The following is a 25319-nucleotide window of genomic DNA, read 5'->3' as shown; positions in this document are numbered from 1 at the left end:
CACTCATGGTCTGCCTCGTCTCTTTTCGACAGACACTAGTTTAAACTGTTGTCCGGATATGTGGATCCACTATAGCAATCCCACGGTATAAATATGGGGATAGCGCGTCAGCATTTCCTTTGCGTAGGCACGAACACCATTAAATTGAAGCTGGTCAAAAGTATGCAGCAGTGCTTCCAGCCCGCCTAATACCGCCTCATTTTGAGAAAGACGTTGCCGGATTAATTCGTATAGATTGAGCGAGGTTTGCTGGAAATGATCTTCCTGCCTCTTGATTTCCGATGAAATCTGAATCGTCGCTACCGAACAAAAGAACGTCATCCAGACCAGAAACAAATACATCCATACTTTTTTTGAGAAAGCCAAGACACTTCTTAAAGACATCAGCCGCATAGGTTCGAGCGCATTTTGTAAGAACACTTGTCGTTCAGCCTCAAGTATTCGCGTTTTATCTTCCTCCCTTTGCTGCCATCGCGTCATTTGACTTCTGCATTAAATTTTTAAAACAGCAATCTATCACTGCATGGCAAGGGAAGGCTATCCGTAATCCCCGAAGGGGAAACCAGTATTCGACACAATATATTTTTACTGTGGAGCATCATAACATTGGCAAACTATATATTTTTATTGTTAATAAAAATATTCCTGTTGTATGAACTCAAGATTTACTGGATCGTCGCCAAGATTGTCTTTAGGAAATATATTTAGAGAAATCGACTAAATAAGCGAATCAGACAAATTGAGTTTTATCAAATCAAAAAATTCCTGATCTATTTTCCGGAGAGCATTTTGAAAAGAATCCGATCAGAAGGGCTCGGCCTTCTCATCACCTTGGTACTTTGCAACCTGACAGGCTGTGACTCCAAGGGCGTTGCAAACGCGGCATTGAAGGCCCGTGTAGGCCTTCAATGGACATCAAACGATACCCAGGTTCACTGGAGGGGTGCCTATGAGTATTGCGAACAACTAGCCAATAAGGACGGTGTTGCCTGGCGCTTACCCACTGCCAAAGAGGTGATTCGTCAGTATGAAAGCAACTTCGTCACCGGACCATCTGACAATTATTTCTGGACAGGTCTATTCAATGAGTCCGTCGTTCACTTCACCATTAACTTGGATCACGGTGCGAAACAATGGCGCGGCGATGACAAGGTAGTTGCCAAGATACTTTGCGTTAATGGAACAACGTGGGATGACGAAGCATGGTTAGTTGATTTTTTCAACGCCAAGATTATGGGCCGTTTTGAACATGCCGCTTCTATCGCCAAATATGAGGCCGAACAAGGTAATGCCAAAGCTGAGAATCAACTAGGAAATTTGTACTTTAAAGGTGAAGGTGTGCCACAAAACGATCAGCTTGCATTCGATCTATACAAAAAAGCCTACGCCCACGGATTCAAGGCTGCTGAAACAAATATTGAAAAAATGCGTGATTCGGGACGGGCACGATAATTCCCAATGCGACCCGTACAGTGGCCTCCTAAGTCCAGACAATTATTCAAAGAGTTTAAGATAGTTTCAGTTGCCCAATTTTGGCACAGAGACGGTCTGGGTCGTTCTGTGTGCTGGCCGCTGGCTGGTTTCGGAGCGCGTTTAGCTTCAAACAGACTGCCTGCATTTTCCAGTAATTCTTTCTTCCACTGGCTAACCTGCGTCGGATGCACGCCGAACTCTTGGGCGATCTGATTGACCGTCTTTTCGCCTTTGATTGCCTCAACTGCTACCTTGGCTTTTTGTGCGCCGCTAAATATTTTTCTCTTATTTTCACTCATGGTCTGCCTCGTCTCTTTTCGACAAACACGAGTTTAAACTGTTGTCCGGATATGTGGATCCACTATAAAATTCCCTCCGCGTCAAGAACGAGCTGGCCTACACAGTGCCTCGCAACGCGATCAAAAACCCCCTCAGTATGATTAAAAATGATGCATTGCAGCAATGTTAATTGACAATTGTTTAAAACATTGCTTGTTGCAAATACTTTGAAACAGCATATTATTGTCATCAAGGGGGCAGCACTTTTTTTGCAGGGAGTTGCCGCACTTCTCATTGATTGTGGCAAGCCATGGTGCGCATCGAGTAAGGTGGTCAGCACAAACGAGGTCGGTATGAATGCGCAGATGAAAGTATTTTTCGATGCTTTGAGCGATGGCGTGGCGATAGCCAATAGCGATGGCGTGGTTGATTATGTCAACGAACCAGGTCAAATCGTCTTCGCGGCCAAAGTCGGCCAGCCGTTTCCCGATCCGCGGGTGGTCAAGGGTGTGCGTGATTTGGCCGCCGGTTTCGGTAAAGCTCCTCTGTCTATTCCTTTACCAACCCAAATGGGTAGCCCAGCCGGCTGTATTGCGCAACTGATGCCCCTGCCGGTAGCGAATCAATATGCCATCGTGACCAGAGTGTTGGCTGAGAAGCAATTCTATGAAATGACCTTGAAAAATTTCTATGAATTTATTCGCATCGATCTGGCGCGTCCTATCAAGCAATTTTCGGAACAACTCGATTTCTTTGTTGAAGAAGAAAGTTCGGAAGAAACCCACAGCTTGGTTGAAAACGGCCGGGTGATTTCGGAGCGTCTGCAACGCATAGAAATGCTGGCTGAATTGTTTGGCAGTTCGCCCCTGGTCGATCAAGAGCGACTGATGTTTGATGCCATGATTTCCAATGCTCTCAACGCCGAAAGCCAGCAACTTAGCGCCCGCGGCCTCGAAGTGTTTCTGGATGGCTTGGATGCCGAGCTGCCGCCTGTGTATGGGAGCAGTGTCTGGCTGACGCGCGCCTTACGTGAATTGATCGCTAATGCCGCGCGCCATGCTTCACCCAAATCACGCTTGGAAATCGTGTTGCGCTGCACTGGCACCCATGTGATTCTGAGCTTGCGCAACCACGGGCATTTTGCCAATAGCGGTTTGTTGAAAAAGAAATTGTTCGTGCCCTTCAACCGCGTCGAAGACTATGTGCGCGAGAAAAAAACCGTGAAAACCGGTGCGCCCGGCGGCCCTGGTCTGGGCCTGCCAATTTGTCAGCAAATTTTGCATCTGCACGGTGGCCGCATGACTGTGGTCGAGGGCGAGGGCGATGACATCATCGAATTTAATCTGGAGCTGGCAACCGGTGCCCCGGTACAGGATACCCAAGTACTCGACGCCCAACAGGCGCAGCGCTACGCACATGATATGGTGGCTTTGATGCGGCGTATGCAGACGGCGAAAAAAGCGCCGGTAGTAGAAAAATAATGCAGTAAGCATGCCCGTGAGGGAATAATGATTCGGAGATGGACATGAAAACCAAACGCATTTTGATCGTGGAAGATCAAGCCGATATCCGCAAGCTCATCCGTATGACGCTCGATTTCGGCGAATACGAATTACACGAAGCCGATAACGGCGACAGCGGCTATCAAATGGCGCAAACGGTGATGCCACATATTATTTTGCTCGACGTAATGATGCCGGGCAGTATGGATGGTCTGCAAGTGTGTGAGCGCTTGAAAAAAGATCCGCGCTATGCCGCCACCCGCATTGTCATGTTGACCGCCCGAGGCCAGCAATCGGATATCGATACCGGTTTGAAAATGGGGGCCAATTCTTACATGATCAAGCCCTTCAGCCCGCTGGAATTGATGGACACGGTGGAAAACTATTTTTCTGAAATAGAAGCCGCCGGCGGCTTGTCATGAGTCGCAGTGTGCTGGTGGTCGACGATCAATCGGAGGCCCGGCAACTGGTGCGCATGGTGATGGAAGTTGAATCGTACACCGTGCGCGAAGCCGGCAACGCCAGCATGGCCTTGAGCTCGGCGCGCGCCGAACGGCCTGATTGCTTCATCATCGATATCCGTATGCCGGGCCCAATCGATGGCTTGGGTTTGTGCCGCGCGATTCGGCTTGATCCGCAACTGGCACAGATACCGGTGATACTGCTGAGCGCGTTCTTTCGCGCCGATGAGCGACACCAAGCTGATCTGGCCGGGGCTGATGTATTTTTTGAAAAGCCCTTTAATTTCAATGATTTGCTCGAGCAAGTTGAGCGACTTACCCAGCATTGAGCTTCTGTAAAATGCAGCATGATTGAATTGATGTCGATGTGATTTATTCTCGCAGCGCTGTCGGCCACTGATGCGCAGCGTTCCTCGTGATTGCGGCAGGAGTCGTCCATGAATCAGAATACGCAAGCTAATCGCATGCACCGGCTGTTGGTCGGGCTATCTAAATTTTTACGCAAAGAGTGGCTGGCTTACTTGATTCTGGTGATCGGCCTGGGAATGTCGGTGGCGGTGTGGGTGCTTAGTTTGCGCAGCCATGAAGATGTCGAGCGCGCGCGCTTCATCAGCACCGGTGAATTGATCACGACCTCGCTGGAACGTCGCATGAACAGCAATGAACAAATACTGCGCGGTGGCGCGGCGTTGTTCAGCATGAACAATACTACCTCGCGCGAACAATGGCGCACCTATGTGTCGAGCTTGCGGCTGGATGAAACCTCGCCCGGCATGCAAGGCGTCGGCTTCATTATGCGGGTCGACGAGGCGGAGAAAATCACTCACACCGCCAAAGTGCGCGCCGAAGGTTATCCTGAATACACCATCCATCCGGTTGGCCAGCGTGCCCAATATCTGACGGTGCTGTATCTGGAGCCATTCTGGGGACGCAATCTGCGTGCCTTCGGTTTTGATTTAGCCACAGAAACGATCCGCAAGGCGGCCTTGGAGCAAGCCAGGGACACTGGCGAGCCGGCCTTGAGCGGACGGGTGGCGCTGGTACAGGAAGGTAAGCAAGGTGGGCAAGCCGGTTTTTTACTCTTCATTCCGGTCTACAAAAATGGCTTACCACGCGGCTCGATGGCGGAACGGCGTGACTCTTTACTCGGCTATGTGTATAGCCCATTTCGGGCCGACGATATGATGCGCAATGTGCTCGTTAATGTCGATGCCAGCGTCGGCGTGGAAGTATTCGAAGGAAAGCAAACCGATCCGAGCGCCTTGCTGTTTTCCAGTACCACCTCGATCGATATCGCCAATGCGCATTATTTGAGCACGCGACAAATGGAATTCAACGGACGCACCTGGAGCGTGCGCTTTTCCAGTCTGCCAAGCTTCGAAGCCTTATCGAATAATGTGATCAGCCACATGATGCTGGTCGCCGGCATCGCGGTGACCATCTTACTGACTTTTTTCGTTAAAAATCTCACCGCCACGCGCAACCGCGCCTTCGATATGGCCAAGGAAATGACGACACAGCTGAGTCGCAGTGAGAACACTTTGCGTGCCGTGCTCGATTCGACCGCCGATGGTATTTTGCGGGTCGATGGTGATGGTCGGGTTGGGTCGGTAAACTTGGCGGCCGAACATATTTTCGGCTTCTCTGCCGAGCAGCTAGACAGGATTCCCTTGTCCACTCTGATCGTCGGCATGGAGGTGGAAAGACTCGAAGACTTACTCAACAGTTATGGTAACGCCGGTAGTGCCTTGCGTACCGCGCGCGTGGAAGCGTTCGGCATCCGCTCTTCCGGTGACCAATTCCCCTTGGCGATCTCGCTGAGCCAGTTCCAGCAGAATGACGAAATCAATTTTTCGCTGATGGTCAGAGATATCAGCGACGACAAGATGGCCGAAGCCATACTGCAATTGCGACTCAAAGCGATCGAGGCGGCCAATAATGGCATCGCCATCGCCGATATGACTATGAGTAGTCAGCCGATTATTTACACTAACCCAGCCTTCGAGCGTATCACCGGATATAGTGCCAGCGAAATGCTGGGTATGAATTGCCGCCTACTGCAGGCCGACGATACCTGTCAGTTAGAGATCGCCGAAGTATCGCAGGCGATTAAGGAAGGACGCGGATGCAAAGTTTTGCTACGCAATTATCGCAAGGATGGCTCCTTGTTTTGGAACGATTTATCGGTCGCTCCGGTGTTTGATGCCGAGGGCCAGGTGAGCCATTATGTCAGCAGTCAGAACGACGTGACGGATCGCGTCTTGGCTGAGCAAAATTTCTTGATTCGCTCGATGCGTCTCGATGCCATCTGCACCCTCAGTCCTGATGGTGTGGTCGCGTTTGATGCTGATGGTAAGCTGACCAATGTCAATCCCGCCTTCTTGGAAATGACGGGATTTTCGAATGCCGAGTTGTCGAATGTGAACATGCAAGAATTCGACGATATGCTGCGCTCGCTGTGCGATCCTGCTCATGCTTACGTCTCGGCATTGAATGACAGTGCACTGAACGGCGAAACCGGCGAGGAAGCGCAGATGCAGAGCGGTGATCAGATGCTGACATTGGTGACACCGCAGCCGCGCATTTTAATTCGCTCGGTGCGCATGGTAGCCGCCGGTTCGCTGGAAAAAGTACTGTACTTCCGCGATGTCACGCGCGAGACAGAAATTGATCGTATCAAGAGCGAATTTCTATCGACGGCGGCACATGAGTTACGCACCCCGATGGCGAGTATTTTCGGTTTTTCCGAATTGCTGCTGCGGCGTAAATACGATGAGGCGACCCAGAAAGATTTGCTCGGCACGATACATCGCCAGGCTGCAGTGATGATTAATTTGATCAATGAATTGTTAGATCTGGCGCGCATCGAAGCACGTGCCGGTAAAGACTTCAAATTTTCACGTCAAGCGATCGCTCCTGTGGTGGAAAATGCTGTGGCCGCGCTGTTAGTTAATAATGATCCACGTCGCGTCAATGTGTCGATTCCCGAAGGTTTGCCAGAACTCAGTATCGATGCGGAAAAAATCGGACAGTCACTGATGAATGTACTGAGCAATGCCTACAAGTATTCGCCGGCTGGTGGCAGTATCGACCTGAGTGTCTTGTGCGAAGTGCGTGAGGGCTTGAGTGAAGTCGGCTTACGCGTGCGTGACCATGGCATCGGCATCACGCCGGAGCAGATGGGGCGCTTGTTCGAACGCTTTTTCCGCGCCGATCCCTCCGGTAACATCCCCGGCACTGGGCTGGGAATGTGCATCGTCAAAGAAATCATCGAACTGCATGGTGGGCGGGTTGAGGTGGCCAGTGAAAAAGACGTCGGCACCACGGTTACCCTGTGGTTGCCCGCCGGTTAAGCAAGCGCTGCGCTGTAATTTGCACTCGCCGTTGACGTAAGCTTGGCTGTGGGGCGGGGCCGTCAGTCGCCGCGCTTACTACCCGTGCAATTGCGCGCACAACTGGCAGCAATGTTGTCGCAACTTTGGTATTTTTCGCTGCGTAATTTTTGCACCTCACTGCTGCGTTGCTGCGCAGTGTTTTGGTATGCGTTCATGTCGTGACCGCTCGCTTGTGATGGGTTCGGGGCATTCTGTTTGAGTAAGCCTGATACATCGGCCGAACTATTGCTATCGGCTTGTTTGCGGCAACTGTTGCGCTCGGCCGTACACAGTGACTGGCATACCGAGGTTTCTGCGGCCTGCAGGGCGGGATGCGCGCACAACAGCGCGAGCAAACTAAGAGTAGAAATCAATTTCATCATGACTTTCCGGGTGGGGGCAAACTGGGGAGGGTGATTGGGTGGTTGGCCGGCGCCAGTACGCAGCGATCGCGTCCGCCATCTTTGGCCGCATACAAAGCGCGGTCGGCGGCTTGCAATAACTCGCGCGGCTTATCGTGTTCACGGGACGGCACACAGGCAGCCACACCGATGCTGACGGTGACGATGCCGCCGCCATCGCGGTTCGCAGCGTGCTCGATCTGTAGTGCGCGCACGGCAGCGAGGATGTGTTCGGCCAGATGCATGGCACCCTTCGCATCGGTATTGGGAAAAATCATGCAAAACTCTTCGCCGCCATACCGTGCCGCCAAGTCACCGGGCCGGCTCTGATGGTTTTTCATGACGCGGCTCAGCTGCTTGAGGCAGTCGTCGCCACTGGTATGGCCATAGCGATCATTGAAACGTTTGAAATGGTCGGCGTCGATCATCAGCAATGCCAGCGGCATCGCGTGGCGCTGCGCGCGCCGGAATTCTTCCTGCAGCGCGATATCGAAGTGGCGCCGATTGGCTAATTCGGTCAGCGCATCTTGCAGCGACAAGCGTTCGAGCTTTTGATTGAGCACGGCCATTTCATCGCGCGTCTGCAGAATTTCTACTTCAGCGTCGACGCGCATTTGAATCTGCCGCACCAGGTAAACGCCGAGTGAGCCGAGTAGCAAAATCAGCGCCGCCACGCCGGCCGTATGCATATAGGTGTCGGCCAACCACTCGCTCAAAATTTCTTGTTCCGACAGGGCAACCGAGGTCAGTAGCGGGAAATGCTCCATGTGGCGAAAACTGATTTGCCGCTTCACTCCGTCGCTGGGCGAGACGGCCGTGAAGTTGCCGGTAAATTTGTTGGCCGCGTTGCGAAACAGCGTGGTCTGACGCATGTCTTTGCCGATCGAATCGCTGAGCAAAGGGCGGCGCGTCAGTAGCGTGCCATTTTCCGCCAACAGCATGATGGCACCGGCTTGACCGATTTCGAAGCTGTGGTAGTAACGAGTGAAGTACTCGACCTCGATGGTGGCTAAGGCGACGCCGGCAAAGCTGCCGTCGGCGCGATTGATGCGGCGTGACAGAGTGAGAGTCCAAGCGCCGTTGGAACGGCTGTGTAGCGGCGCGCCGATATACGATGCGCCATCATTGACTTGGCGATGATGGATGAAATAATCGCGGTCTTCATTAGTTTGCGTGCCCAAGGACGTGTTGAGGGAATGGACCAGACAATGGCCGTTTTGGTCGTAGATGAACAAACCGTGCAACTGCGGTAAATTGTCGCTGCGTAACAGCATCAGTTTGCGTAGCCGCCCCAGCGTTGCCGTAGCGCTGCCGTCGGTCTGCACCCGTTCGACCAAGCCTAGCAGTGCGGTGTCGGCTTCTTTGAAGGTATCGTCAGCATGTTGGGCAATGGCACGCGCCATATTCGCCGACGAGACTTGCATTTGACTGAGTTGATTGCGGCGCGCGGCCCAACTGCGCCAGCCATCCATGCCTATGAGCGACAAACAAACCAGCAACACGAAGGCGATCGCCAAGCAAATGATTGGTGGTCGTGCGCTGGCGGGGGATCGCTTGAATGGTGGCAGCATGGCTGGAGCAGACCTTAAAGGGTAGCGCCAATTATATATTTATTGTCAATTATTTCAAATGGGAATTAATTTTACAGCCGACACCGACTACACCGCGGTGGTCGGAAATTGCCGATTCGTCTGGTAAAATACCGCTTTTGTGGTGGTGTAGCCTGCTGTGCCCACCACCTTGGCGCTGCCTGACTGTGAATTTTTCACCACGCTTGCCGCCGTTTCTCTTTCAAGAAGAAGTTTCCATGTCCGATTCCACACTCGCAGAGCGCGCCAAAGCGCTGTTTTATGATCCTACCGAGCGGCGCATCCGCAGCTTTGTCACTCGTGCCGGGCGCCTGTCTGATGCACAGGCACGCGCGATTGAAACGCTGGCACCGCGGTACTGCATTCCCTATGAAAAAACCGTGCTCGACTTCGATGCGAGCTTCGGTCGTTCGGCACCAACGGTGTTTGAAATCGGCTTCGGGATGGGCGAGACCAGCGCCAAAATTTCTGCCGGCATGCCGGAGAAAAATTTCATCGGCGTCGAAGTGCATACGCCGGGTGTCGGCAGTCTGCTGAAACTGAGTGAAGAAATGGGCTTGCAGAATCAGCGCATCATTCAACACGATGCTTTCGAAGTACTGACACACATGATTGCACCGGCTTCGCTGCATGGCATTCATGTGTTTTTCCCTGATCCATGGCACAAGGCGCGGCATAACAAGCGCCGTCTGATTCAAGGCCCGCTGGTGGAGTTACTGGTTTCGCGCTTGGCACCGGGTGGCTATTTGCATTGCGCGACGGATTGGGAAGACTACGCCGTACAGATGCTGGCAGTATTAGGGGCCGAAGCGACGCTGGAAAACACCGCCGATGGCTATGCGCCGCGTCCGGCTTACCGACCAGTAACAAAATTCGAAAACCGCGGGCTGCGCCTCGGGCATGGTGTGTGGGATTTGTTGTTCCGTAAGAAGTAATTACTCAAAACCGCTGGCGTCGGTAAAGCGCACCGCCAAGCTACCGAGTTCGCCAAAGCGTATCGTCAAGGGCGTATCGAGCGCGACATCGGGGCTGCCGGCATACGAACCGGTAATCACGCATTGTCCACGCTGCAGGCCGATGCCGGCGGCGCGCAAAAATTCAAGCAGCCAATACAACGGCGCGCGCGGCTGACCGGCCGGGTGTACCCCTGACCACACACGCGGCGTTGCCGCGTCGCTGATTTCTATCTGCAGGTGCGCCGCATCCGCCGCTTCCATTGGTATGGCCGGGCCCAGCAGCAAGCCTTGATTGAACAAGCCATCGGCCAGATGTTCGGCAAAGCTGGCTTGCTCCGGGCATTGGTAGCGGCTGCCTATGAGTTCCAAGGCCAGATGAACGCTGCCGATAGCGGCGTCGATTTCGGCTGGATTGTAAGGCTGTGGGCGGCACGGCAGCGCGGCCGCGAACACGAAGGCCAGCTCCGGTTCTATGCGCGCCTTGGTATCGATCGGCCAAACCGGGCAGGGCTCGCCGTGTTGGTGGATGCTGTGGCGGTAGATCGGTGCCACCACGATTTGCTCGGCGTTTGGCAGCGCACATTTCCAGCCGCCTATCGGCCAATTCAACAGACCACTGACTCGTTGTTGCAGCGCCCAAGCTTGTCGGCAGTTCTGCGGTCGTTGCTCCTCTGCCAAACGCTCACCACGCCTGCCGTCGCGCCGACGTTGCGCCAGTTCGGCGGCAGCGTCGAGCAAAGCGGGTGGCAACAATGTGGGCGGGGTGGGCAGGGACATACAGCTATTTAAGCATAGGCGACCCGTCCCGACAAGTGGCCTCAGATTTTTTTTGCCGGCAGCAGTTTCACCATACTCACTGCCACGGCCGCGCAGATTAGCAAGGCACCGGCCAAACGGATGACATTTTCCGGATTGCCACCCAGCCAAGCGTGGTAAATCAAGGGCAGGGTAAAAATTTGTATGATCATCGGGATAACGATGAACATATTGAAGATCCCCATATACACGCCGGTGCGTTGTTCCGGAATACAGCCGGCCAACATCACATACGGATTACCCATGATGCTGGCCCAGGCTAAACCTATGCCTAACATCGGCAGCCATAGCCAGAATGGCGTATGCAGCGAAGGAATGCTGAGCATGGCAAGGCCGGCCAGAACCAGGCACACCGCATGGGTGATTTTCGGGCCATATCTGCGGGTAAACGGTACCAAGGCGAAGGCGGCGACAAAGGCGACGAAATTATAGAAGGCCCCGATTTTACCGTTGAGCAGGCTGGCTTCGCGCAAACCGGCAGCGCCCGGCAGCGTACTGTCGAACAGGGTACGCCCGAGCGAGAGCACGATATATTGCCAGTAACAGAACATGCCATACCATTGAAACAGTTTGACCAGCGCCAGTTGTCGCATCGTTGGCGGCATCTCGAGGACGGCGCTGATGAGCTCGGTAGCGATGGCACGCCAACCGCGTGGCTGGCTTTGAATTGCTGCCAATTGCTGGGCATCGAGCGCAAGTTCCGGGGTCGTCTTCAGGCTCCACAGTATCGATGACAGCGAGAACACCGCACCGATTAAGAAGGCGCTGATGACGATGTAGGGAATCTGGTTGCCATTGACTGCATCCCGGCTCATACCGAACCAAACCAGCAGCGACGGGGTCAGGTAAGCCAGCGTCTGGCCCAAGCCGGTCATGGCGCTTTGTGTCAGAAAGCCGAGTGAGTGCTGGCTCGGTTCGAGGCGGTCGCTGACGAAGGCACGGTAAGGTTCCATGGTGACATTGTTGGCGGCATCGAGTATCCACAAAATACTGGCGGCCATCCACAAGCTGGAACTGAAAGGCATCAGCAGCAAACCGAGGCTGCACAAGATGGCACCGATCAAGAAATACGGCGTGCGCCGGCCCCAAGGACTGACCGTGCGGTCACTGAGCGCGCCTATCAGCGGTTGCACCAATAAGCCGGTGACTGGCCCGGCCAGCCACAGATAGGGCAGGCTGGCTTCATCGGCACCGAGATAGCTGTAAATCGGACTCATGCTGCTTTGTTGCAGACCAAAGCTGAACTGAATCCCGAAAAAGCCGATATTCATATTCAGTATCTGCCGAAAACTCAGCATTGGTTTGTGCGTCACGCGTTGCCAAGCGGAGCGGATAGTCATGCGATGGACTCCTGATGGTGAGGTAAGACCGGGACTGGCGTCAGCCACTGCTGCGACCAAGCTGCCAGCGTGATCTGGGTGCTCAGTTGCGTGTTGCTGAGCTGATCGAACCAAGCTTGCGCGGCATCTTGCGGCGGCAGCAGGGTAGCCAGATCGAGCACGCAGGCGTGTTCAGAAAAATTCGCCAGTAACAGCAGTACTTGGCTGCCTTCACCGCGCAACAAGGCCAAGATGGCCGGATTGGCGCAGCTTAGCAAGCGGCGCGGCTGGCGTGCTGCCAGTTGCGGCAATTGGCGGCGGGTGCGTAATAAATTCGATAAGGCCGTGAACATCGCACCGGCGTCGCTGCTGCGGTCATGGCGGCTGCGGTAGCTTTGCTCATCCCAGTGCGGTCGGTGCAGCCAGCGACTATCCAAGGCTTGCGCCGTCATATCGGCATACTGCGCATCATTATCTTGAGCGAATTCGTCGCCCATATAAAGCAAAGGCAGACCACCGAAATACAGACTCACGCCAAACAACAGCAACATGCGTGCGCGTGCGGCAGCGCGCTGCGCCGGGCTCGGTGTCAGACTGAGACTGCACAGCGCCGCCGCCATCCCGACCGTGCCGTGCACGGCTTGTGGATCGCTGGCTTGAAAGCTGGCGCCGCGCGCGCCACTGCCATCGGTACCGGCATAAAAACGGCTGATCGCTGCCAAGCGCGCGCCCCCATCGGCATTGAGTAAACTGGCTTCGGGACGCAATACATTCCAACCGATATCGTCATGGCAGCGCACATAGGTCAGCCAACTGGTCTTTGGCGGCAGTGCCGGCGTGGTGGCGATCACCGCCTGCAGCATGCTGGTGTCTTGTTCGGCCAGCGCCGCCCAAGATGCTGCCATCAAGGTGCTGTGATAAGCGATATGGCACTCTGGCTGTTGCGGGCCGCCTAAGTAGGCTGGCAAGTCGGCCGTCGGCACGATGGCTTCCGCTTTGAGTAATACCGCCGGCGCGACGATGGCTGTCAGTGCGCGCCAGACTTGCAGCAGCCAATGCGCTTCCGGCTGATTCATGCAATTGCTGCCTGCGCGCTTCCATAAAAACGCCGTGGAATCGAGTCGAAACACTTCGACGCCGCGGTTGGCCAAGCGCAGCATGGCGCTGCTCATCTCGGCAAACACGGCCGGATTGGCATAGTTCAAATCCCATTGATACGGATAAAAAGTGGTCCAGACCCAGGCTTGCATAGGCTCGATGTAACTGAAATTACCGGGAGCGACCAGCGGAAAAATTTGCGGCAACTGCGCTTCATACGCGTCGGGCAATTGACGATCGGGGAAATGATGAAAAAAGTCGCGGTAGTGCGGATCACCGGCTTTTGCCGCTTGCGCCCAGCGATGGTCGTCGGCCACATGATTGAGGATGAAATCGGCACACAGACTGATGCCGGCCGCGCGTAATTGCGCGCTCAACTGTTCCAGATCGGCATTCTGGCCTAAGGCTGCTTCGACTTGATCAAAGTCGGCCACCGCGAAACCACCGTCGTTTTCGCCGGCGCGGGCTTGTAAAAACGGCAGTAAGTGTAAATAGTTGACGCCCAGTTCTTGCAAGTGCGGAATGCGCGCCGATAAACCCGACAGCGTACCGCTGAAGCGATCAACATAGGCGCAATAGCCGAGCATGTTTTCACGTAAAAACCAGTCCGGCTCAGCCACCCGTTGTGCATCGTGGGCCAGCAATGCCGCTGGCCGCTGTGCCAGGGTTTCGCCTATGCTGCACAAAAAGCTGTCGAGCCAAGTTTGGTAGGCCGCTGCGTCGGCGAAGCTGCTGCCATACAGCGCCTGCAAGCGCGTCAGCAGATGGTCTGCATGTTGGTGAAAGCGCGCGCTGACGGACGCATGCAATGCCGCTGGCACGGCAGTCAGTAATTGGGACAGGCAACGATCGTGGAGCGAGCGAGAAAGCATGGTGGGTCGTGAAAATTAAGAAATTAAGGAGTGAAAGAAAACGCTGCCCTTGCTTTTACCAGCAAGGGCAGCCAACACTACGAGGAGATAAAGACAATCAGAACGCGTACTTTACAGTTGCTCTGAGGGTACGGCCGTTGATCGAGCGGGCGGCATGACCATCGCCCTCAACTTCGGTATAACCGATGGTGTTGAGCAGATTGTTCGCACTCAGGGACACTTGCAAGCGCTCAGTCGCTTGATAATTGATGAAGGTATTGAGCACTCGGAAGGCGTCTAAGGTGATGGTGTTGGCATCGTCGCCGAAGGATTTGCCGGTACCGATGACGCTGGCACCGATGACAGCATTGCCAAAGGTATAGGTCGGCGCAATTTGATAAATCACTTTAGCTTGGCGACGTGGCGCGTGACCGATGGTAGTCGGATCACTGGCAGCGACGATCTTGGCATCGGTATAGGTCAGGCCGCCGCTGACACGGAAGTCGCCGAGGCGATAGCTGGCTTCGATTTCCACACCCTTGGCATCATAACTGTTGGCGCTGAAAGACTGCGTGGTTGCTTCGTAATTCGATTCCGTAGTCTTGGCTTGGAACAGCGTGATGAAACTGCTGAAATTATCTCGCTTCCATTTCACACCAGCTTCATTTTGCTTGACGATATTGGTACTGATAGGAACGCTGCCGTCGAGTGGATTACCGAACATGATGCGGTCGGCATTGAAAGCGATACCGTCGCTGGTGCGGGCGAACAGCGCCAGATCCCGGTTCAAACGATAATTGGCACCGAAGGAGTACGAAGTATGGTTGACGCCGTAATCGATGTATTTGGCGTTGGCCGTTGAGTACAACTGCTTGACCGCTTGGTTATAAACCCCGCTGGCTTGCTGTTTGTCGTAACGCAGGCTGCCATCGAGATTCCAGTCGCCGCTTTCCCAGCCCAAATTGGTATAGAGCGCATTGGTTTTGTATTGCGCATCGATGACACGGTTACAGCAACCGCCGAACACGCTGGTGCCTTGCGCTAACAAACCCGGTGAGCCGGCAATGGTGGCGGCCGAATTGAGCAAGGCCGGTTTGTCACCGGTGGCTTGCAACAGGTATTGGTTGAAGTTCCAGGTCAAGCCGACATGTTGCAGCGAGCTGTAATAGCCGACCGTAGTCGCCAATTTGGCACCGGCCAGTTCAAACACTTTCGACAAACGTGCATCGTTGACGGTGCTGCCGAGATCATCGAGCGACACATTGAACACCGTTTCGGTGAAGGCTGCGCCGGTGTAGGCTTTGCCGGCATTCGGGCCGGTCGCGTAGCTCATGCCGCTTTGAACCGAGCCGTTATCGCCGGGGAACAGCGAAATAAAACGTCCGGTATTGGTCGACTTGCGGAATTTGTCATCGAACTTCCAGCCGTTGCCAACATCAAGCGAGGCTTCGGCACCGAAGGCATTATTCACCACATGCAAGCCATCATTGATATTAGTGGCGATTTTATTGTTGTTCTTGTCGAGCACCAGGTCAGGTGTCCAGTATGGCGAATAAAAGCTGGCAGTGCGCGGGTCCATGCCCGGCAAGGCGGAAATCGAGCCATTGACGGTTTTTACCGGCAGCGGCATATTCATCGGTGTTTTGTCGTCGAGATGTTTGACGCTCAGGCGGATATAGCCATTCTCGAGTTCTTGTGTGATATTGGCGCGCAACTGGCCGCCATCTTCGCCATTCATGCCGGCTGGGCGCGCGCCATCACCGGTGCGATAAAAACCGCCGACAAACATGCGTGTTTTAGCCGCGATGGCAGTGCCATAATCGAAGTCATAGCGGGTTTCATCGAAATTGACGCCCTTGGTAATGCCCAAGCTGCCGCCGTTTTCTTGGCCGGTTTTAGTGATGAAGTTGACGATGCCGCCTGGCGCATTGGTCGCCATGGTCGAAGCCGTCCCGCCGCGTACGAATTCCAAATGACTGAGGCCGCCATCAGCACGCAAGAACATATCGGGCGTGGCAAAGGCGATATCGCCGAATTGCAGCAGTGGCAAACCATCTTCTTGAAATTGTACATACCGTGCGCCGCCGGCCGAGATGGGTACGCCGCGCACCGTCAGGTTGGCATTGCCTTCACCACCCGAGGATTCAGCGCGCACGCCTGGTACCGAGCGCAGAATTTCAGCCGCATTAGTTGGCGCCGCCTGGGCGATTTGGTCGGCATCGAGCGAGCTGATCGAAACGCTGGCTTTCATCTTCGAGGTACGGATGGCGGTACCGGTGACGATGACAGAATTGAGGTTGAGCGAATTTTTGTCGTTCTCGACCGGGACCGCAGCTTGTTGAGCCAAGGCCGAACTCATTTGGAATACTGCCAGCGATACCAAGCTGGCGATACGGGTTAATTGGGGTGTCGATGTGGGCATGAGAGTCTCCGTGTTCAGTTTTATATGCAACCGATTGTAATTTGTGTGTTTGAGTCAGTTTGATCGCGGCCTGTACATTGCAGGTGAGACAGATTATCAGGCAGAGGAAAAGTTATTGCAATCGATTGCAATAATGCGATGCAGCAAATCTCCTGCGTTCGCGCTTGATCCGGTTAAATTTACTGAAAGCTCGAGTTGGTAGACTACACTGAGAGGGCGGAGGGGGTCGAAAATACTGTTTGAATTATGCAACAAATGCTCGCGGCAACAAGGAATTGCTGTGATGCAGCATTATTTTGTGCTGAAAATGGTATCAAACAGAGTTGATTAAGAGTGAATTGCAATCGATTGTAGCCATGGTTTTCACCTGTCCGCGTGATATGGTCCTAAGCGCAGGCTCGGCTACTGTCGCGTATCACCAGCTCGGTAGCCAGCAAGCACGGCGCACTGCCGCGTTGCTCGGCCAAGGCCAGCACGGCGCTGACCAAGGCGGTACCGGCAACGGCGATGGTTTGTCGCACCGTTGTCAGTGGTGGGTGAAAGTAGCGCGCTAATTCGATATCGTCAAAACCAACCACCGCGACATCATCTGGCACACGGAAGTGTTTGTCGCGGAGCGAATTGATGGCCGTCATTGCCAGCAAATCACTGCAAGCGAACAGAGCATCGAAGGCCACGCCGCTGCCGCACAGTTGCTCTACTGCAAGGCGGCCGGCATCGGCGGTAAACGAGGCGGCAATCAGCAATTGCGGCTCGGTAGTGAGGCCGGCGGCACTGAGTGCCTGACAATAACCGGCATAGCGTTGCGCCACTTCGGGCAAACGGATATCACCGAAAAAAGCGATGCGTCGGCGGCCGCTGTCGATTAAATGGCGAGTCGCCAAAGCGCCGCCGCTGACATTATCGCTGCCTACCGTGACATACAATTGCTGCGGCAATTGCGCCCCCCAGACCACCACGGGTACATGGCGTGCCGCCAATTGATTCAATTGATCGTGATGGCGCCACTGGCCGATGAGGATGATGCCGAGTGCGCGGCCGGTATCGTAAATTTGCGCCACGCTGTCGAGCCGTTCGGCATCGACGCGCGTAAGCAGCATATCGAAACCGCGTTCAGTCAGCGCATCAGCCAAACTGCCCAGCATGCTGAGAAAAAACGGATCAGACAAATGTTGGCGCTGTTCGCTTTCATACGGTACCACCACGGCCACGGTGCGGCTTTGCTTGAGACGTAAATTTTGTGCACCGATATTGATTGCATAGTTGAGCGAGCGTGCCAGTTCAGCCACGCGCACACGCGTTTCTTCATTTACCAGCGGGCTGCCACTCAAGGCGCGCGACACGGTCGAGGTCGAGACGCCAGCGAGCCTGGCAATATCGGCCATTTGCAGGCGGCGTTGTTGTTTGCTGTCCGCTGGCACGGTGCTCAAGGCGGCAGCGCTAAGATGAGCTTCCATGATCTTAACGCCCGAGCAACTGGGCGATCAAGCTCAGAATTTCGGCACCATAGCTCTCGAGCTTCTTATCACCGACGCCGGAAATCGCGCGCAGATCGGCCAGCGAGGGCGGTGCCTGTCGGGCGATTTCACGCAGCGTCGCATCGGGAAAAATCACATAGGCCGGCACATTGTGGGTGCGCGCCGTTTCGACGCGCCACCAGCGTAATTTATCGAACAAGACCTGTTCATCATTAGATAATTCACTCTCGGAAAAATCTTTAGCCGACTGCCGTTTATGCTTGACAGCCTTCTCGGCTTTTTTATACTGGCGCAGTTGTACTTTCAATTCGCCGCGCAACACGGCGCGTGACTGCTCGGTCAGTTTGAGCGAACTGTAATTTTCATAATCGACCGCCAGCAAACCGAGCGCGATCAATTGCCGCAACAGGGCGCGCCACTCGGCTTCACTTTTATCGGAACCGATGCCGAAGGTGGAGAGTTGCGCGTGGCGCCATTGCTGCACCCGTTCGGTATCGATGCCGCGCAAAATATCGATCACATGACCGGCGGCAAAGCGCTGGTCGACCCGATACACGGTAGAGAGAATTTTTTGCGCTGCCACACTGCCATCGAACGAGGTCGGCGGCGTGATGCAGGTATCGCAATTGCCGCAAGCTTGCGAGGCTTGGCCAAAGTAATCGAGCAATTGCACACGCCGACAATTGAGCGTTTCGCACAAGGCCAGCATGGCATCGAGTTTTACGCCCAGTACACGCTTATGCGTTTCGTCGGCTTCTGATTCATCGATCATGCGGCGTTGTTGCACCACATCTTGCAAACCGTAAGCCATCCAGGCATTGGCAGCCGCACCATCGCGACCGGCACGACCGGTTTCCTGATAGTAGCCTTCCACGCTTTTCGGTAAATCGAGATGGGCCACGAAGCGCACGTCGGGCTTGTCTATCCCCATGCCAAAGGCAATCGTGGCGCACATGACGATGCCTTCTTCGCGCAAGAAACGCGCTTGATTGCGGCTGCGTAATTGCATCTCCATGCCGGCGTGATAAGGCAGTGCCGTGATGCCGTGTTCATTGAGAAATTCGGCCGTTTCTTCGACTTTTTTACGCGACAGGCAATACACAATGCCGGCGTCGCCATTGTGTTGGGCTTCGATGAAATCGAGTAATTGTTTGCGCCCGTTGGCTTTTTCGACGATTTGATAGCGAATATTGGGACGGTCGAAGGACGACACGAATTGCAGGGCATTTTCGAGCTGCAGCCGATGAATGATTTCATCGCGCGTTTGCTGATCAGCTGTTGCAGTGAGGGCAATCCGCGGCACATGTGGAAAGCGCTCGTGCAAGGCCGACAGGCGGATGTATTCTGGCCGGAAATCATGACCCCATTGCGATACGCAATGTGCTTCATCGATCGCAAACAAGGCGATGTCGATGACTTGCAGCAGTTCCATGCAACGCTGCGTCAGCAAACGTTCCGGCGCAATATAGACCAGATCGAGTTCGCCTTCGCGCATTTTCTTTTCGACCGCGAGAATTTGCTCAAAACTTTGCGTGGAATTGAGGAAGGCGGCGCGCACGCCGACTTCATCGAGTGCATCGACTTGGTCTTGCATGAGAGCGATCAGCGGCGAGACCACGATGCCGACGCCCTTGCGTACCAAGGCAGGAATTTGGTAGCACAGCGATTTGCCGCCGCCAGTAGGCATGAGCACGAGCGCGTCGCCACCATGGACGACGTGTTCGACAATTTGGCCTTGCTGCAAGCGGAAGGCCGGATAACCGAATACCGTTTGCAACAAGTGCAAGGCTTCGGCAACGGTATCGGGCGCGGTTTCGTTCATGCGATTCAGTGACACAGAATTAATCAACCCAAGCGATGGTACCAGTGTAAGCAGTCACTAATATCATAATCCCGAATGCGATGCGATACCATGCGAAAACATTAAAATTATGCGAGCTGATATAGCGCAGCAGCCAACGCACACAGAAAAATGCGGAAATGAAGGCGGCGACGGTACCTAAACTGAACATCGGCAAATCGGCCATCGACAATTCATTACGCGCTTTATACAGCGAATACACAGTCGCGCCGAGCAGAGTAGGAATGGCCAAAAAGAAGGAAAACTCGGTGGCTGCCTTGCGCGATAAACCGAACAACATGCCGCCGATAATCGTGGCACCGGAACGGCTGGTTCCTGGAATCAAAGCCAACGATTGGGCCAGACCGATTTTGAGGGCATCGAGCATGCTCATATCATCGACGCTCTTGATGCGCGCATGACTGTCATCGCTGACATCGACCTGCTGATGCTTGCGTTCCACCCACAGTATGATCAAACCACCGATGATGAAGGCCAAAGCCACGGGAACCGGCGCAAACAAGACCGCTTTAATACTCCTGGAAAACAGCACACCGAGCACGGCCGCCGGCAAGAACGCGACAATCAGATTGAGCATGAATTTGCGCGCTTTGGGATCGCTGCCCAAACCACCGAGCACACTGGCGATCTTGGCGCGGTATTCCCAGCACACGGCGAAAATCGCACCGGCCTGTATCACGATTTCAAATACTTTCTGTGTTTCGCCAGTGAAGTTGAGCAAGCTGCCGGTCAAAATCAAATGCCCGGTTGAGGAGATAGGCAGAAATTCCGTCAAGCCTTCGACGATGCCCATAATGATCGTTTTAATTGCCAGTAATAAGTCCATGGTATGCCGTTAAATGAGAAAGTGGAGGTGGTTTCGAACGGCACGAAGCTTACCATGCGGGCTCGTTGCGGGCTTGGCTTTTTGCCGGAACGGCAAGCAGCGTTCGGCGGCGGATTATGTACTATTTGGTCTAAGCCAGCAATTCTCCTGCGTGGATGGACGAAAGGTACTGTTTTTCAGTACCTTTTAGTTTTCAATTGAGAACTTTGTTTATTCTCGCAATACTGTATCAGTGCTGATTCTGCTCGTATCTGCGTCCAGTCGCCAGCTCGTTTTGCTTACCGGAGGAGAAACACCATGAGCACCGTACCGACTATCGCCAGCCGCGCATTGCCTGCGCAACACGAATATTTCGCCGATTTTGAAGAAAGCGCCAAAATCGCCGCGCGTGTACCGACGCGCATGGGCATGTATCAATTTACCGTGGTGCCGTTTCAAGCTGCCAAGGGCGTATTGATGGAAGTCGAACGCCATGGTCAACGCATCATCTCGGCGCACTTGCCGGCGGTATTTTCACGCGGGGAACTGCTTTCGGCCAGCTTACGCATACGCGATGCCGAATACCTGCTGGTAGCGGCCAATTCCGCCTCGAAGATGGTGGCCAGCGGTAAGCGTTGGTTTGGTATTTTTCGTGCCGATGGTAAAAAAGTCTATGCCAATTGCTTCGAACAACATCTGACGCGCATCATGCCGCATGAGGATGGTGTCACCATGCAGTTTCTGAATGGTGACAGTATGCGTATCAAGCTATAAGTGACAGGCGCGCTGCGCTTGAGCTGATATTTCAGCGTGGTCCACTGGCGGCCGCTAATTTAAAGCGCTCGAGCATGAAATCGACCGGTGCCGGTTCTGCGGATAAGTGACTGAAAAGTGATCGCGCGGTCCGCTTCAAATATTTGCTCCAGTGCTTGCCGACACGCTTGCCAATATCGTTCGCCCTCGTTGCTCAGGCTCCTAGCGTTTGATGGATCAGCTCACCGCAGCCGGGGGGCCAGCTTATCCGGCCTGGTGGCAAATTCCAACTCGTCCAACCAGCGTAGCGCCTGTTCTCGGTTGTTACCGCACATATCGGCGGCTGGCTGCAATCCGGCACAAAATGCCGGCCGCTCCGGCCGGCCAAAAATGCGGCAGCGCATATCGTCGCCCAACTGTATGCAGCGGATGCCGGCCGGCTTTCCATTGGGCATCCCGGGGATGGGACTGGTGATTGATGGGGCGATGCAACAGGCACCGCAGTGGTCGCGACAATTCATGGCGTTTCTTTCGTCAATATTCTGTTATCTGCGACATAGCGTTTCCGCTTGATCGGCCATGCTGTCATTTCAGCTGCTTGTTTCAGCAATTCATCACATCATTCTGGCTTTGCCGCGCTGTTTTCGCGATCATGCATAGCAATGGGCGCTTGACGCTGCCTGAGTAGCGGATTATATTACTGACTCTAGAGTAAGTTATTCTCACCGGCACGAGCCGGAAAGCTATTTGGTTAATCAGGTTATTGTTATTATGTCATGTCCATTCAAACCCAAATGGGAGCGCCGCAAACAAGCGCGGCCTCAGGAATTGTTGGCAGCGGCCCTCGATTTGTTTGTCGAACGCGGCTTTGCAGCGACCCGACTCGATGATGTCGCACGCGCTGCCGGTGTTTCCAAGGGCACGCTGTATTTGTATTTTTCGAGTAAAGAAGATTTGTTCAAGGCCGTGGTTCGTGAAAGTATCGTACCGAGCATAGGCCGGGCCGAAGGCATCATAGACGAATTTACCGGCAGCACGGAAGCCTTATTTCGGCTGGTGGCAATGAGTTGGTGGACTGATATCGGGGCCACCAAGCTTTCCGGCCTGCCGAAGCTGATGATGGCCGAAGAAGGAAACTTCCCGGAACTGGCTAACTTTTATCAGGACGAAGTGGTCAGTCGCGGTGAAAAGCTGGTCGCCAGCATACTCGCACGCGGCATGGCACGCAGCGAAATTCGGACTGTCAATTTGGAAATTGACACGCGTTTGCTGGTCGCGCCGATGATCATGATGATGATGTGGAAACATTCGAGTGGAATGTGTCAAGTGCCGGCAGCACAACTCGGCACCTACCTCGAGCACTACATAGAGATGGCTTTGCATGGCTTGTTGATCAAGCCGACCGCCTCTACCGCTGCGAATTGATCGTCAGTGCTAAAAACAGCGCGGTATTTCTTAATCGTGGCACCGGCATTTGTTAAAATGCGGGTTCCCATAATTTTTGCAATCGAGTGAAGACATGAATATCGAAAAAGCCCGCTTCAACATGATAGAACAGCAAATCCGTCCGTGGAACGTGTTGGACAAGGCTATTCTGGACATGCTGATTGTTGTGAAACGTGAAAATTATTTCCCGCAGGATCAGAAAAGCCTGGCTTTCTTCGATACTGAATTACCCCTGCCTGGTACGGCGGTGGCGATGAGCCCGAAGATGGAAGCGCGTTTCGTCGAAGAACTCGACGTGGTCAAGACCGACAAAGTACTGCTCATCGGTGCTGCATCCGGTTACTTGGCTGCCTTGCTGGCCCATTTGACCCAGCATGTGACGGTACTCGAAGCCGTACCGGCCCTGAAAGAATTGGCTGAGCATAATCTGCATGCCGATGGCGTGCGCAATGTCAGTGTCATACTCGCCGATGGCTTGTCGACCCAACAAAGCGGCAAATATGATGTCATCGCGATAGCCGGTGCCATCGATGCCGTACCGGCGCATCTGCGTGAGCAGTTACAGGTCGGCGGTCGTTTGTTGGCCGTGACCGGCGTCTTGCCAATGATGCATGCGCAATTAACTACCCGTGTCAGCGCCACCGAGTTTGCTACCCGTATTGTGTTCGATACCGTCTTGCCTGCGCTGTCGGGATCGGTGCCAGCCGCAGCTTTCTCGTTCTGAACCTTGCAGGAGTTATCGCATATGCAAACTATCTCTGCGGCTGAACTCGCACTCTGGCTGACCGACTCGGCCAAGCCGGCACCGTTACTGCTCGATGTGCGGGAACCTTGGGAACACGAGACCTGTCACATAGGCGGCGTGCTGCTTATACCGATGCACGATGTGCCCGCGCGTTTCAATGAGCTCGATGCCGATCGCCCGATTGTCTGTGTGTGCCACCATGGCGCACGCAGCATGCAAGTGGCAAATTTTCTCGAACGTCAGGGGTTTTCCCAGGTGATCAATCTGAGTGGTGGTGTCCATGCTTGGGCTACTCAGGTCGATCCTCAGATGCCGACTTATTAACTCATACCATCCTTCGGAGCGTTCAATGCGTAATCCTGTTCTCGCCAGCTTGCTTGCCGCTGCGTTTTTTGCTTTTCCTGCCCATGCTGCCGATTTGTTGCAGACTTACCAAGATGCGCTTGCCAATGATGCCCAGTATGCCAGCGCACGTGCGGCGCAAGTGGCGGGAATGGAAAAGAGCGTACAGGGGCGCGCCGGTTTGCTGCCCAGCATAGGATTGAGTGGCACTGACACGATTTCACGGACTCGCAATGAACTCGACTTGCCCGGCTATGGCAATGGCGTAGCGCGCAATTCCGTCAACACCGTGACGCTGGCATTGACGCAGCCACTGTTTCGTTGGGCTAACTGGCAGCAATACGAACAGGGTAAGTTATCGGTCGTCGCCAGTGATGCTGTGTTTGCACAAGCACGTCAAGACTTGATCGTGCGCGTGTCGCAAGCATATTTTGATGTTTTGACGGCGCAAGACAACTTGCTCACCTTACAAGCGCAAAAGCTGGCGATTTCCGAACAGTTGGCCTCGGCCAAGCGCAATTTTGATGTCGGTACTTCGACCATCACCGATACCCACGAAGCCCAAGCGCGCTATGATTTGATCGTGGCGCAGGAATTTGCCGGACAAAGCGATTTGCAAGTTAAACGCTCGGCACTGCAGCAAATCATCGGCAAGGAAAGCGGTGAATTGGCCATGTTGAAACCTGGCATACAGTTAGCGCCGCCGCAGCCGCAACGGATCGAAGATTGGGTGAGTTCGGCCGAAGCACAGAATTTCTCGGTGGTCGCCTCGCAAGTGAGTGTCGAAATTGCCAAGCGTGAAATCGAGCGCAATCGCGCCGGCCATTATCCTACCGTTGATCTGGTCGCCAGCACTGGGCGCAATTCTTCCGGCGGTGCGTCTGGCGTCTCCAGCACCGGTGTGAGCAATCCGAGCGCCATCGGCGTGCAGTGGAATATCCCGCTGTTTGCCGGGTTTGCCGTCAGCAGCAGAGTTAACGAAGCGATAGCCCTGACCGATAAAGCGCGTAATGATTTTGAAACGGCGCGGCGCGTTGCGGCACTCGGCGCGCGCCAAGCCTATGTTGGTGTCACCAGCGGCTTGGCTCAGGTGAAGGCCTACGAGGCGGCAGAAATTTCCAGCCAATCGGCACTCGACTCGAACAAGCTCGGTTATCAGGTCGGCGTGCGCATCAATATCGATGTGCTCAATGCCCAGCAACAGTTATATACCACCCGCCAAACCTTGGCCAAGGCACGTTACGATACCGTGATGAGCGGCTTGCGCTTGAAAGCCGCGGCCGGCATTCTCAAAGAAGCCGATCTCGATGAGATCAACGCCATGCTGCAGCACTGATAAGCAGTAGGG

23 protein-coding genes are annotated in these 25319 nt (G+C 54.2%); 11 read left to right on the top strand and 12 right to left on the bottom strand.

What is annotated here, in order from left to right:
- Window positions 1-69 precede the first annotated feature (69 nt).
- Complete coding sequence (locus QN359_RS13665; RefSeq protein WP_322249623.1) at window positions 70-480, bottom strand: hypothetical protein; 411 nt, start codon at window positions 478-480, stop codon at window positions 70-72.
- A gap of 309 nt (window positions 481-789) precedes the next feature.
- On the opposite strand from QN359_RS13665, the gene QN359_RS13660 reads away from it, so the two are divergent.
- Complete coding sequence (locus QN359_RS13660; RefSeq protein WP_322249622.1) at window positions 790-1452, top strand: hypothetical protein; 663 nt, start codon at window positions 790-792, stop codon at window positions 1450-1452.
- Here QN359_RS13660 and QN359_RS13655 read toward each other — a convergent pair.
- Window positions 1383-1772, bottom strand: coding sequence for a transposase (locus QN359_RS13655; protein ID WP_323493587.1), 390 nt, complete (start codon window positions 1770-1772; stop codon window positions 1383-1385). The genes QN359_RS13660 and QN359_RS13655 overlap by 70 nt on opposite strands.
- Window positions 1773-2105: 333 nt before the next feature.
- Between QN359_RS13655 and QN359_RS13650 the strand changes: the two genes are divergently transcribed.
- The 4 genes from QN359_RS13650 to QN359_RS13635 all read left to right on the top strand — a co-directional run bounded on the left by QN359_RS13650 (window position 2106) and on the right by QN359_RS13635 (window position 7068).
- The gene (locus QN359_RS13650) at window positions 2106-3233 is read left to right on the top strand and encodes a sensor histidine kinase (protein ID WP_323493306.1); all 1128 of its coding nucleotides are present in this window, start codon (window positions 2106-2108) and stop codon (window positions 3231-3233) included.
- Window positions 3234-3277: 44 nt separating this feature from the next.
- A complete protein-coding gene (locus QN359_RS13645) occupies window positions 3278-3676 on the top strand; it encodes a response regulator transcription factor (protein ID WP_322249620.1) in 399 nt (132 codons plus the stop codon).
- Window positions 3673-4044 (top strand): response regulator, encoded by a 372-nt coding sequence (locus QN359_RS13640; RefSeq protein ID WP_322249619.1) that lies wholly within the window; start codon window positions 3673-3675, stop codon window positions 4042-4044. The genes QN359_RS13645 and QN359_RS13640 overlap by 4 nt, the downstream gene beginning before the upstream one ends.
- A gap of 108 nt (window positions 4045-4152) precedes the next feature.
- Window positions 4153-7068, top strand: coding sequence for a CHASE domain-containing protein (locus tag QN359_RS13635; RefSeq protein ID WP_322249618.1), 2916 nt, complete (start codon window positions 4153-4155; stop codon window positions 7066-7068).
- 62 nt (window positions 7069-7130) lie between these two features.
- On the opposite strand, the gene QN359_RS13630 is transcribed toward QN359_RS13635, so the two are convergent.
- The gene (locus QN359_RS13630) at window positions 7131-7469 is read right to left on the bottom strand and encodes a hypothetical protein (RefSeq protein WP_322249617.1); all 339 of its coding nucleotides are present in this window, start codon (window positions 7467-7469) and stop codon (window positions 7131-7133) included.
- Entirely contained in the window at window positions 7469-9061 is a 1593-nt protein-coding gene (locus QN359_RS13625) for a diguanylate cyclase (RefSeq protein ID WP_322249616.1), read from the bottom strand. The genes QN359_RS13630 and QN359_RS13625 overlap by 1 nt, the downstream gene beginning before the upstream one ends.
- A gap of 236 nt (window positions 9062-9297) precedes the next feature.
- On the opposite strand from QN359_RS13625, the gene trmB reads away from it, so the two are divergent.
- Entirely contained in the window at window positions 9298-10014 is a 717-nt protein-coding gene (trmB, locus tag QN359_RS13620; RefSeq protein WP_322249615.1) for a tRNA (guanosine(46)-N7)-methyltransferase TrmB, read from the top strand.
- Here the strand turns inward: trmB and QN359_RS13615 are convergent, their stop codons facing one another.
- The 7 genes from QN359_RS13615 to QN359_RS13585 all read right to left on the bottom strand — a co-directional run bounded on the left by QN359_RS13615 (window position 10015) and on the right by QN359_RS13585 (window position 20706).
- Window positions 10015-10812, bottom strand: a complete 798-nt coding sequence (locus QN359_RS13615; protein ID WP_322249614.1) for a fumarylacetoacetate hydrolase family protein — start codon at window positions 10810-10812, stop codon at window positions 10015-10017.
- A 41-nt stretch (window positions 10813-10853) separates the two neighbouring features.
- On the bottom strand, window positions 10854-12191 hold the full coding sequence (locus QN359_RS13610; RefSeq protein ID WP_322249613.1) for an MFS transporter: 1338 nt from the start codon (window positions 12189-12191) through the stop codon (window positions 10854-10856).
- Complete coding sequence (locus QN359_RS13605; protein WP_322249612.1) at window positions 12188-14140, bottom strand: alpha-amylase family glycosyl hydrolase; 1953 nt, start codon at window positions 14138-14140, stop codon at window positions 12188-12190. The genes QN359_RS13610 and QN359_RS13605 overlap by 4 nt, the downstream gene beginning before the upstream one ends.
- 97 nt (window positions 14141-14237) lie before the next feature.
- A complete protein-coding gene (locus QN359_RS13600) occupies window positions 14238-16541 on the bottom strand; it encodes a TonB-dependent siderophore receptor (RefSeq protein WP_322249611.1) in 2304 nt (767 codons plus the stop codon).
- A gap of 386 nt (window positions 16542-16927) precedes the next feature.
- A complete protein-coding gene (locus QN359_RS13595) occupies window positions 16928-17998 on the bottom strand; it encodes a LacI family DNA-binding transcriptional regulator (RefSeq protein WP_322249610.1) in 1071 nt (356 codons plus the stop codon).
- Between the two features lie 4 nt (window positions 17999-18002).
- A complete protein-coding gene (gene recQ, locus QN359_RS13590; protein ID WP_322249608.1) occupies window positions 18003-19841 on the bottom strand; it encodes a DNA helicase RecQ in 1839 nt (612 codons plus the stop codon).
- 19 nt (window positions 19842-19860) lie between these two features.
- Entirely contained in the window at window positions 19861-20706 is an 846-nt protein-coding gene (locus QN359_RS13585) for an undecaprenyl-diphosphate phosphatase (RefSeq protein ID WP_322249606.1), read from the bottom strand.
- 297 nt (window positions 20707-21003) lie between these two features.
- Between QN359_RS13585 and QN359_RS13580 the strand changes: the two genes are divergently transcribed.
- On the top strand, window positions 21004-21459 hold the full coding sequence (locus QN359_RS13580) for a hypothetical protein (RefSeq protein ID WP_322249605.1): 456 nt from the start codon (window positions 21004-21006) through the stop codon (window positions 21457-21459).
- 221 nt (window positions 21460-21680) lie between these two features.
- On the opposite strand, the gene QN359_RS13575 is transcribed toward QN359_RS13580, so the two are convergent.
- Complete coding sequence (locus QN359_RS13575) at window positions 21681-21959, bottom strand: YkgJ family cysteine cluster protein (RefSeq protein WP_322249604.1); 279 nt, start codon at window positions 21957-21959, stop codon at window positions 21681-21683.
- A 250-nt stretch (window positions 21960-22209) separates the two neighbouring features.
- On the opposite strand from QN359_RS13575, the gene QN359_RS13570 reads away from it, so the two are divergent.
- The 4 genes from QN359_RS13570 to QN359_RS13555 all read left to right on the top strand — a co-directional run bounded on the left by QN359_RS13570 (window position 22210) and on the right by QN359_RS13555 (window position 25307).
- Window positions 22210-22863, top strand: coding sequence for a TetR/AcrR family transcriptional regulator (locus QN359_RS13570; protein ID WP_322249603.1), 654 nt, complete (start codon window positions 22210-22212; stop codon window positions 22861-22863).
- A gap of 94 nt (window positions 22864-22957) precedes the next feature.
- A complete protein-coding gene (locus tag QN359_RS13565) occupies window positions 22958-23608 on the top strand; it encodes a protein-L-isoaspartate O-methyltransferase (protein WP_322249602.1) in 651 nt (216 codons plus the stop codon).
- A 21-nt stretch (window positions 23609-23629) separates the two neighbouring features.
- Entirely contained in the window at window positions 23630-23953 is a 324-nt protein-coding gene (locus QN359_RS13560) for a rhodanese-like domain-containing protein (RefSeq protein WP_322249601.1), read from the top strand.
- A 25-nt stretch (window positions 23954-23978) separates the two neighbouring features.
- Window positions 23979-25307, top strand: a complete 1329-nt coding sequence (locus QN359_RS13555; RefSeq protein WP_322249600.1) for a TolC family outer membrane protein — start codon at window positions 23979-23981, stop codon at window positions 25305-25307.
- The last annotated feature ends 12 nt before the right edge of the window (window positions 25308-25319 follow it).

It is taken from the genome of Undibacterium sp. 5I2, from assembly GCF_035019605.1.
Taxonomy (GTDB): Bacteria; Pseudomonadota; Gammaproteobacteria; order Burkholderiales; family Burkholderiaceae_D; genus Undibacterium.
This window is presented reverse-complemented; position numbering and strand designations above follow the sequence as displayed.

Coding starts and splice junctions, on each gene's coding strand:
- QN359_RS13615 (WP_322249614.1), bottom strand. CDS start 10,812: ATGTCCCTGCCCACCCCGCCCACATTGTTGCCACCCGCTTTGCTCGAC.
- QN359_RS13555 (WP_322249600.1), top strand. CDS start 23,979: ATGCGTAATCCTGTTCTCGCCAGCTTGCTTGCCGCTGCGTTTTTTGCT.
- QN359_RS13560 (WP_322249601.1), top strand. CDS start 23,630: ATGCAAACTATCTCTGCGGCTGAACTCGCACTCTGGCTGACCGACTCG.
- QN359_RS13665 (WP_322249623.1), bottom strand. CDS start 480: ATGACGCGATGGCAGCAAAGGGAGGAAGATAAAACGCGAATACTTGAG.
- QN359_RS13625 (WP_322249616.1), bottom strand. CDS start 9,061: ATGCTGCCACCATTCAAGCGATCCCCCGCCAGCGCACGACCACCAATC.
- QN359_RS13595 (WP_322249610.1), bottom strand. CDS start 17,998: ATGGAAGCTCATCTTAGCGCTGCCGCCTTGAGCACCGTGCCAGCGGAC.
- QN359_RS13570 (WP_322249603.1), top strand. CDS start 22,210: ATGTCATGTCCATTCAAACCCAAATGGGAGCGCCGCAAACAAGCGCGG.
- QN359_RS13565 (WP_322249602.1), top strand. CDS start 22,958: ATGAATATCGAAAAAGCCCGCTTCAACATGATAGAACAGCAAATCCGT.
- QN359_RS13605 (WP_322249612.1), bottom strand. CDS start 14,140: ATGCTTTCTCGCTCGCTCCACGATCGTTGCCTGTCCCAATTACTGACT.
- QN359_RS13630 (WP_322249617.1), bottom strand. CDS start 7,469: ATGAAATTGATTTCTACTCTTAGTTTGCTCGCGCTGTTGTGCGCGCAT.
- QN359_RS13640 (WP_322249619.1), top strand. CDS start 3,673: ATGAGTCGCAGTGTGCTGGTGGTCGACGATCAATCGGAGGCCCGGCAA.
- QN359_RS13610 (WP_322249613.1), bottom strand. CDS start 12,191: ATGACTATCCGCTCCGCTTGGCAACGCGTGACGCACAAACCAATGCTG.
- trmB (WP_322249615.1), top strand. CDS start 9,298: ATGTCCGATTCCACACTCGCAGAGCGCGCCAAAGCGCTGTTTTATGAT.
- QN359_RS13635 (WP_322249618.1), top strand. CDS start 4,153: ATGAATCAGAATACGCAAGCTAATCGCATGCACCGGCTGTTGGTCGGG.
- QN359_RS13600 (WP_322249611.1), bottom strand. CDS start 16,541: ATGCCCACATCGACACCCCAATTAACCCGTATCGCCAGCTTGGTATCG.
- QN359_RS13650 (WP_323493306.1), top strand. CDS start 2,106: ATGAATGCGCAGATGAAAGTATTTTTCGATGCTTTGAGCGATGGCGTG.
- QN359_RS13655 (WP_323493587.1), bottom strand. CDS start 1,772: ATGAGTGAAAATAAGAGAAAAATATTTAGCGGCGCACAAAAAGCCAAG.
- QN359_RS13580 (WP_322249605.1), top strand. CDS start 21,004: ATGAGCACCGTACCGACTATCGCCAGCCGCGCATTGCCTGCGCAACAC.
- QN359_RS13585 (WP_322249606.1), bottom strand. CDS start 20,706: ATGGACTTATTACTGGCAATTAAAACGATCATTATGGGCATCGTCGAA.
- QN359_RS13575 (WP_322249604.1), bottom strand. CDS start 21,959: ATGAATTGTCGCGACCACTGCGGTGCCTGTTGCATCGCCCCATCAATC.
- QN359_RS13645 (WP_322249620.1), top strand. CDS start 3,278: ATGAAAACCAAACGCATTTTGATCGTGGAAGATCAAGCCGATATCCGC.
- recQ (WP_322249608.1), bottom strand. CDS start 19,841: ATGAACGAAACCGCGCCCGATACCGTTGCCGAAGCCTTGCACTTGTTG.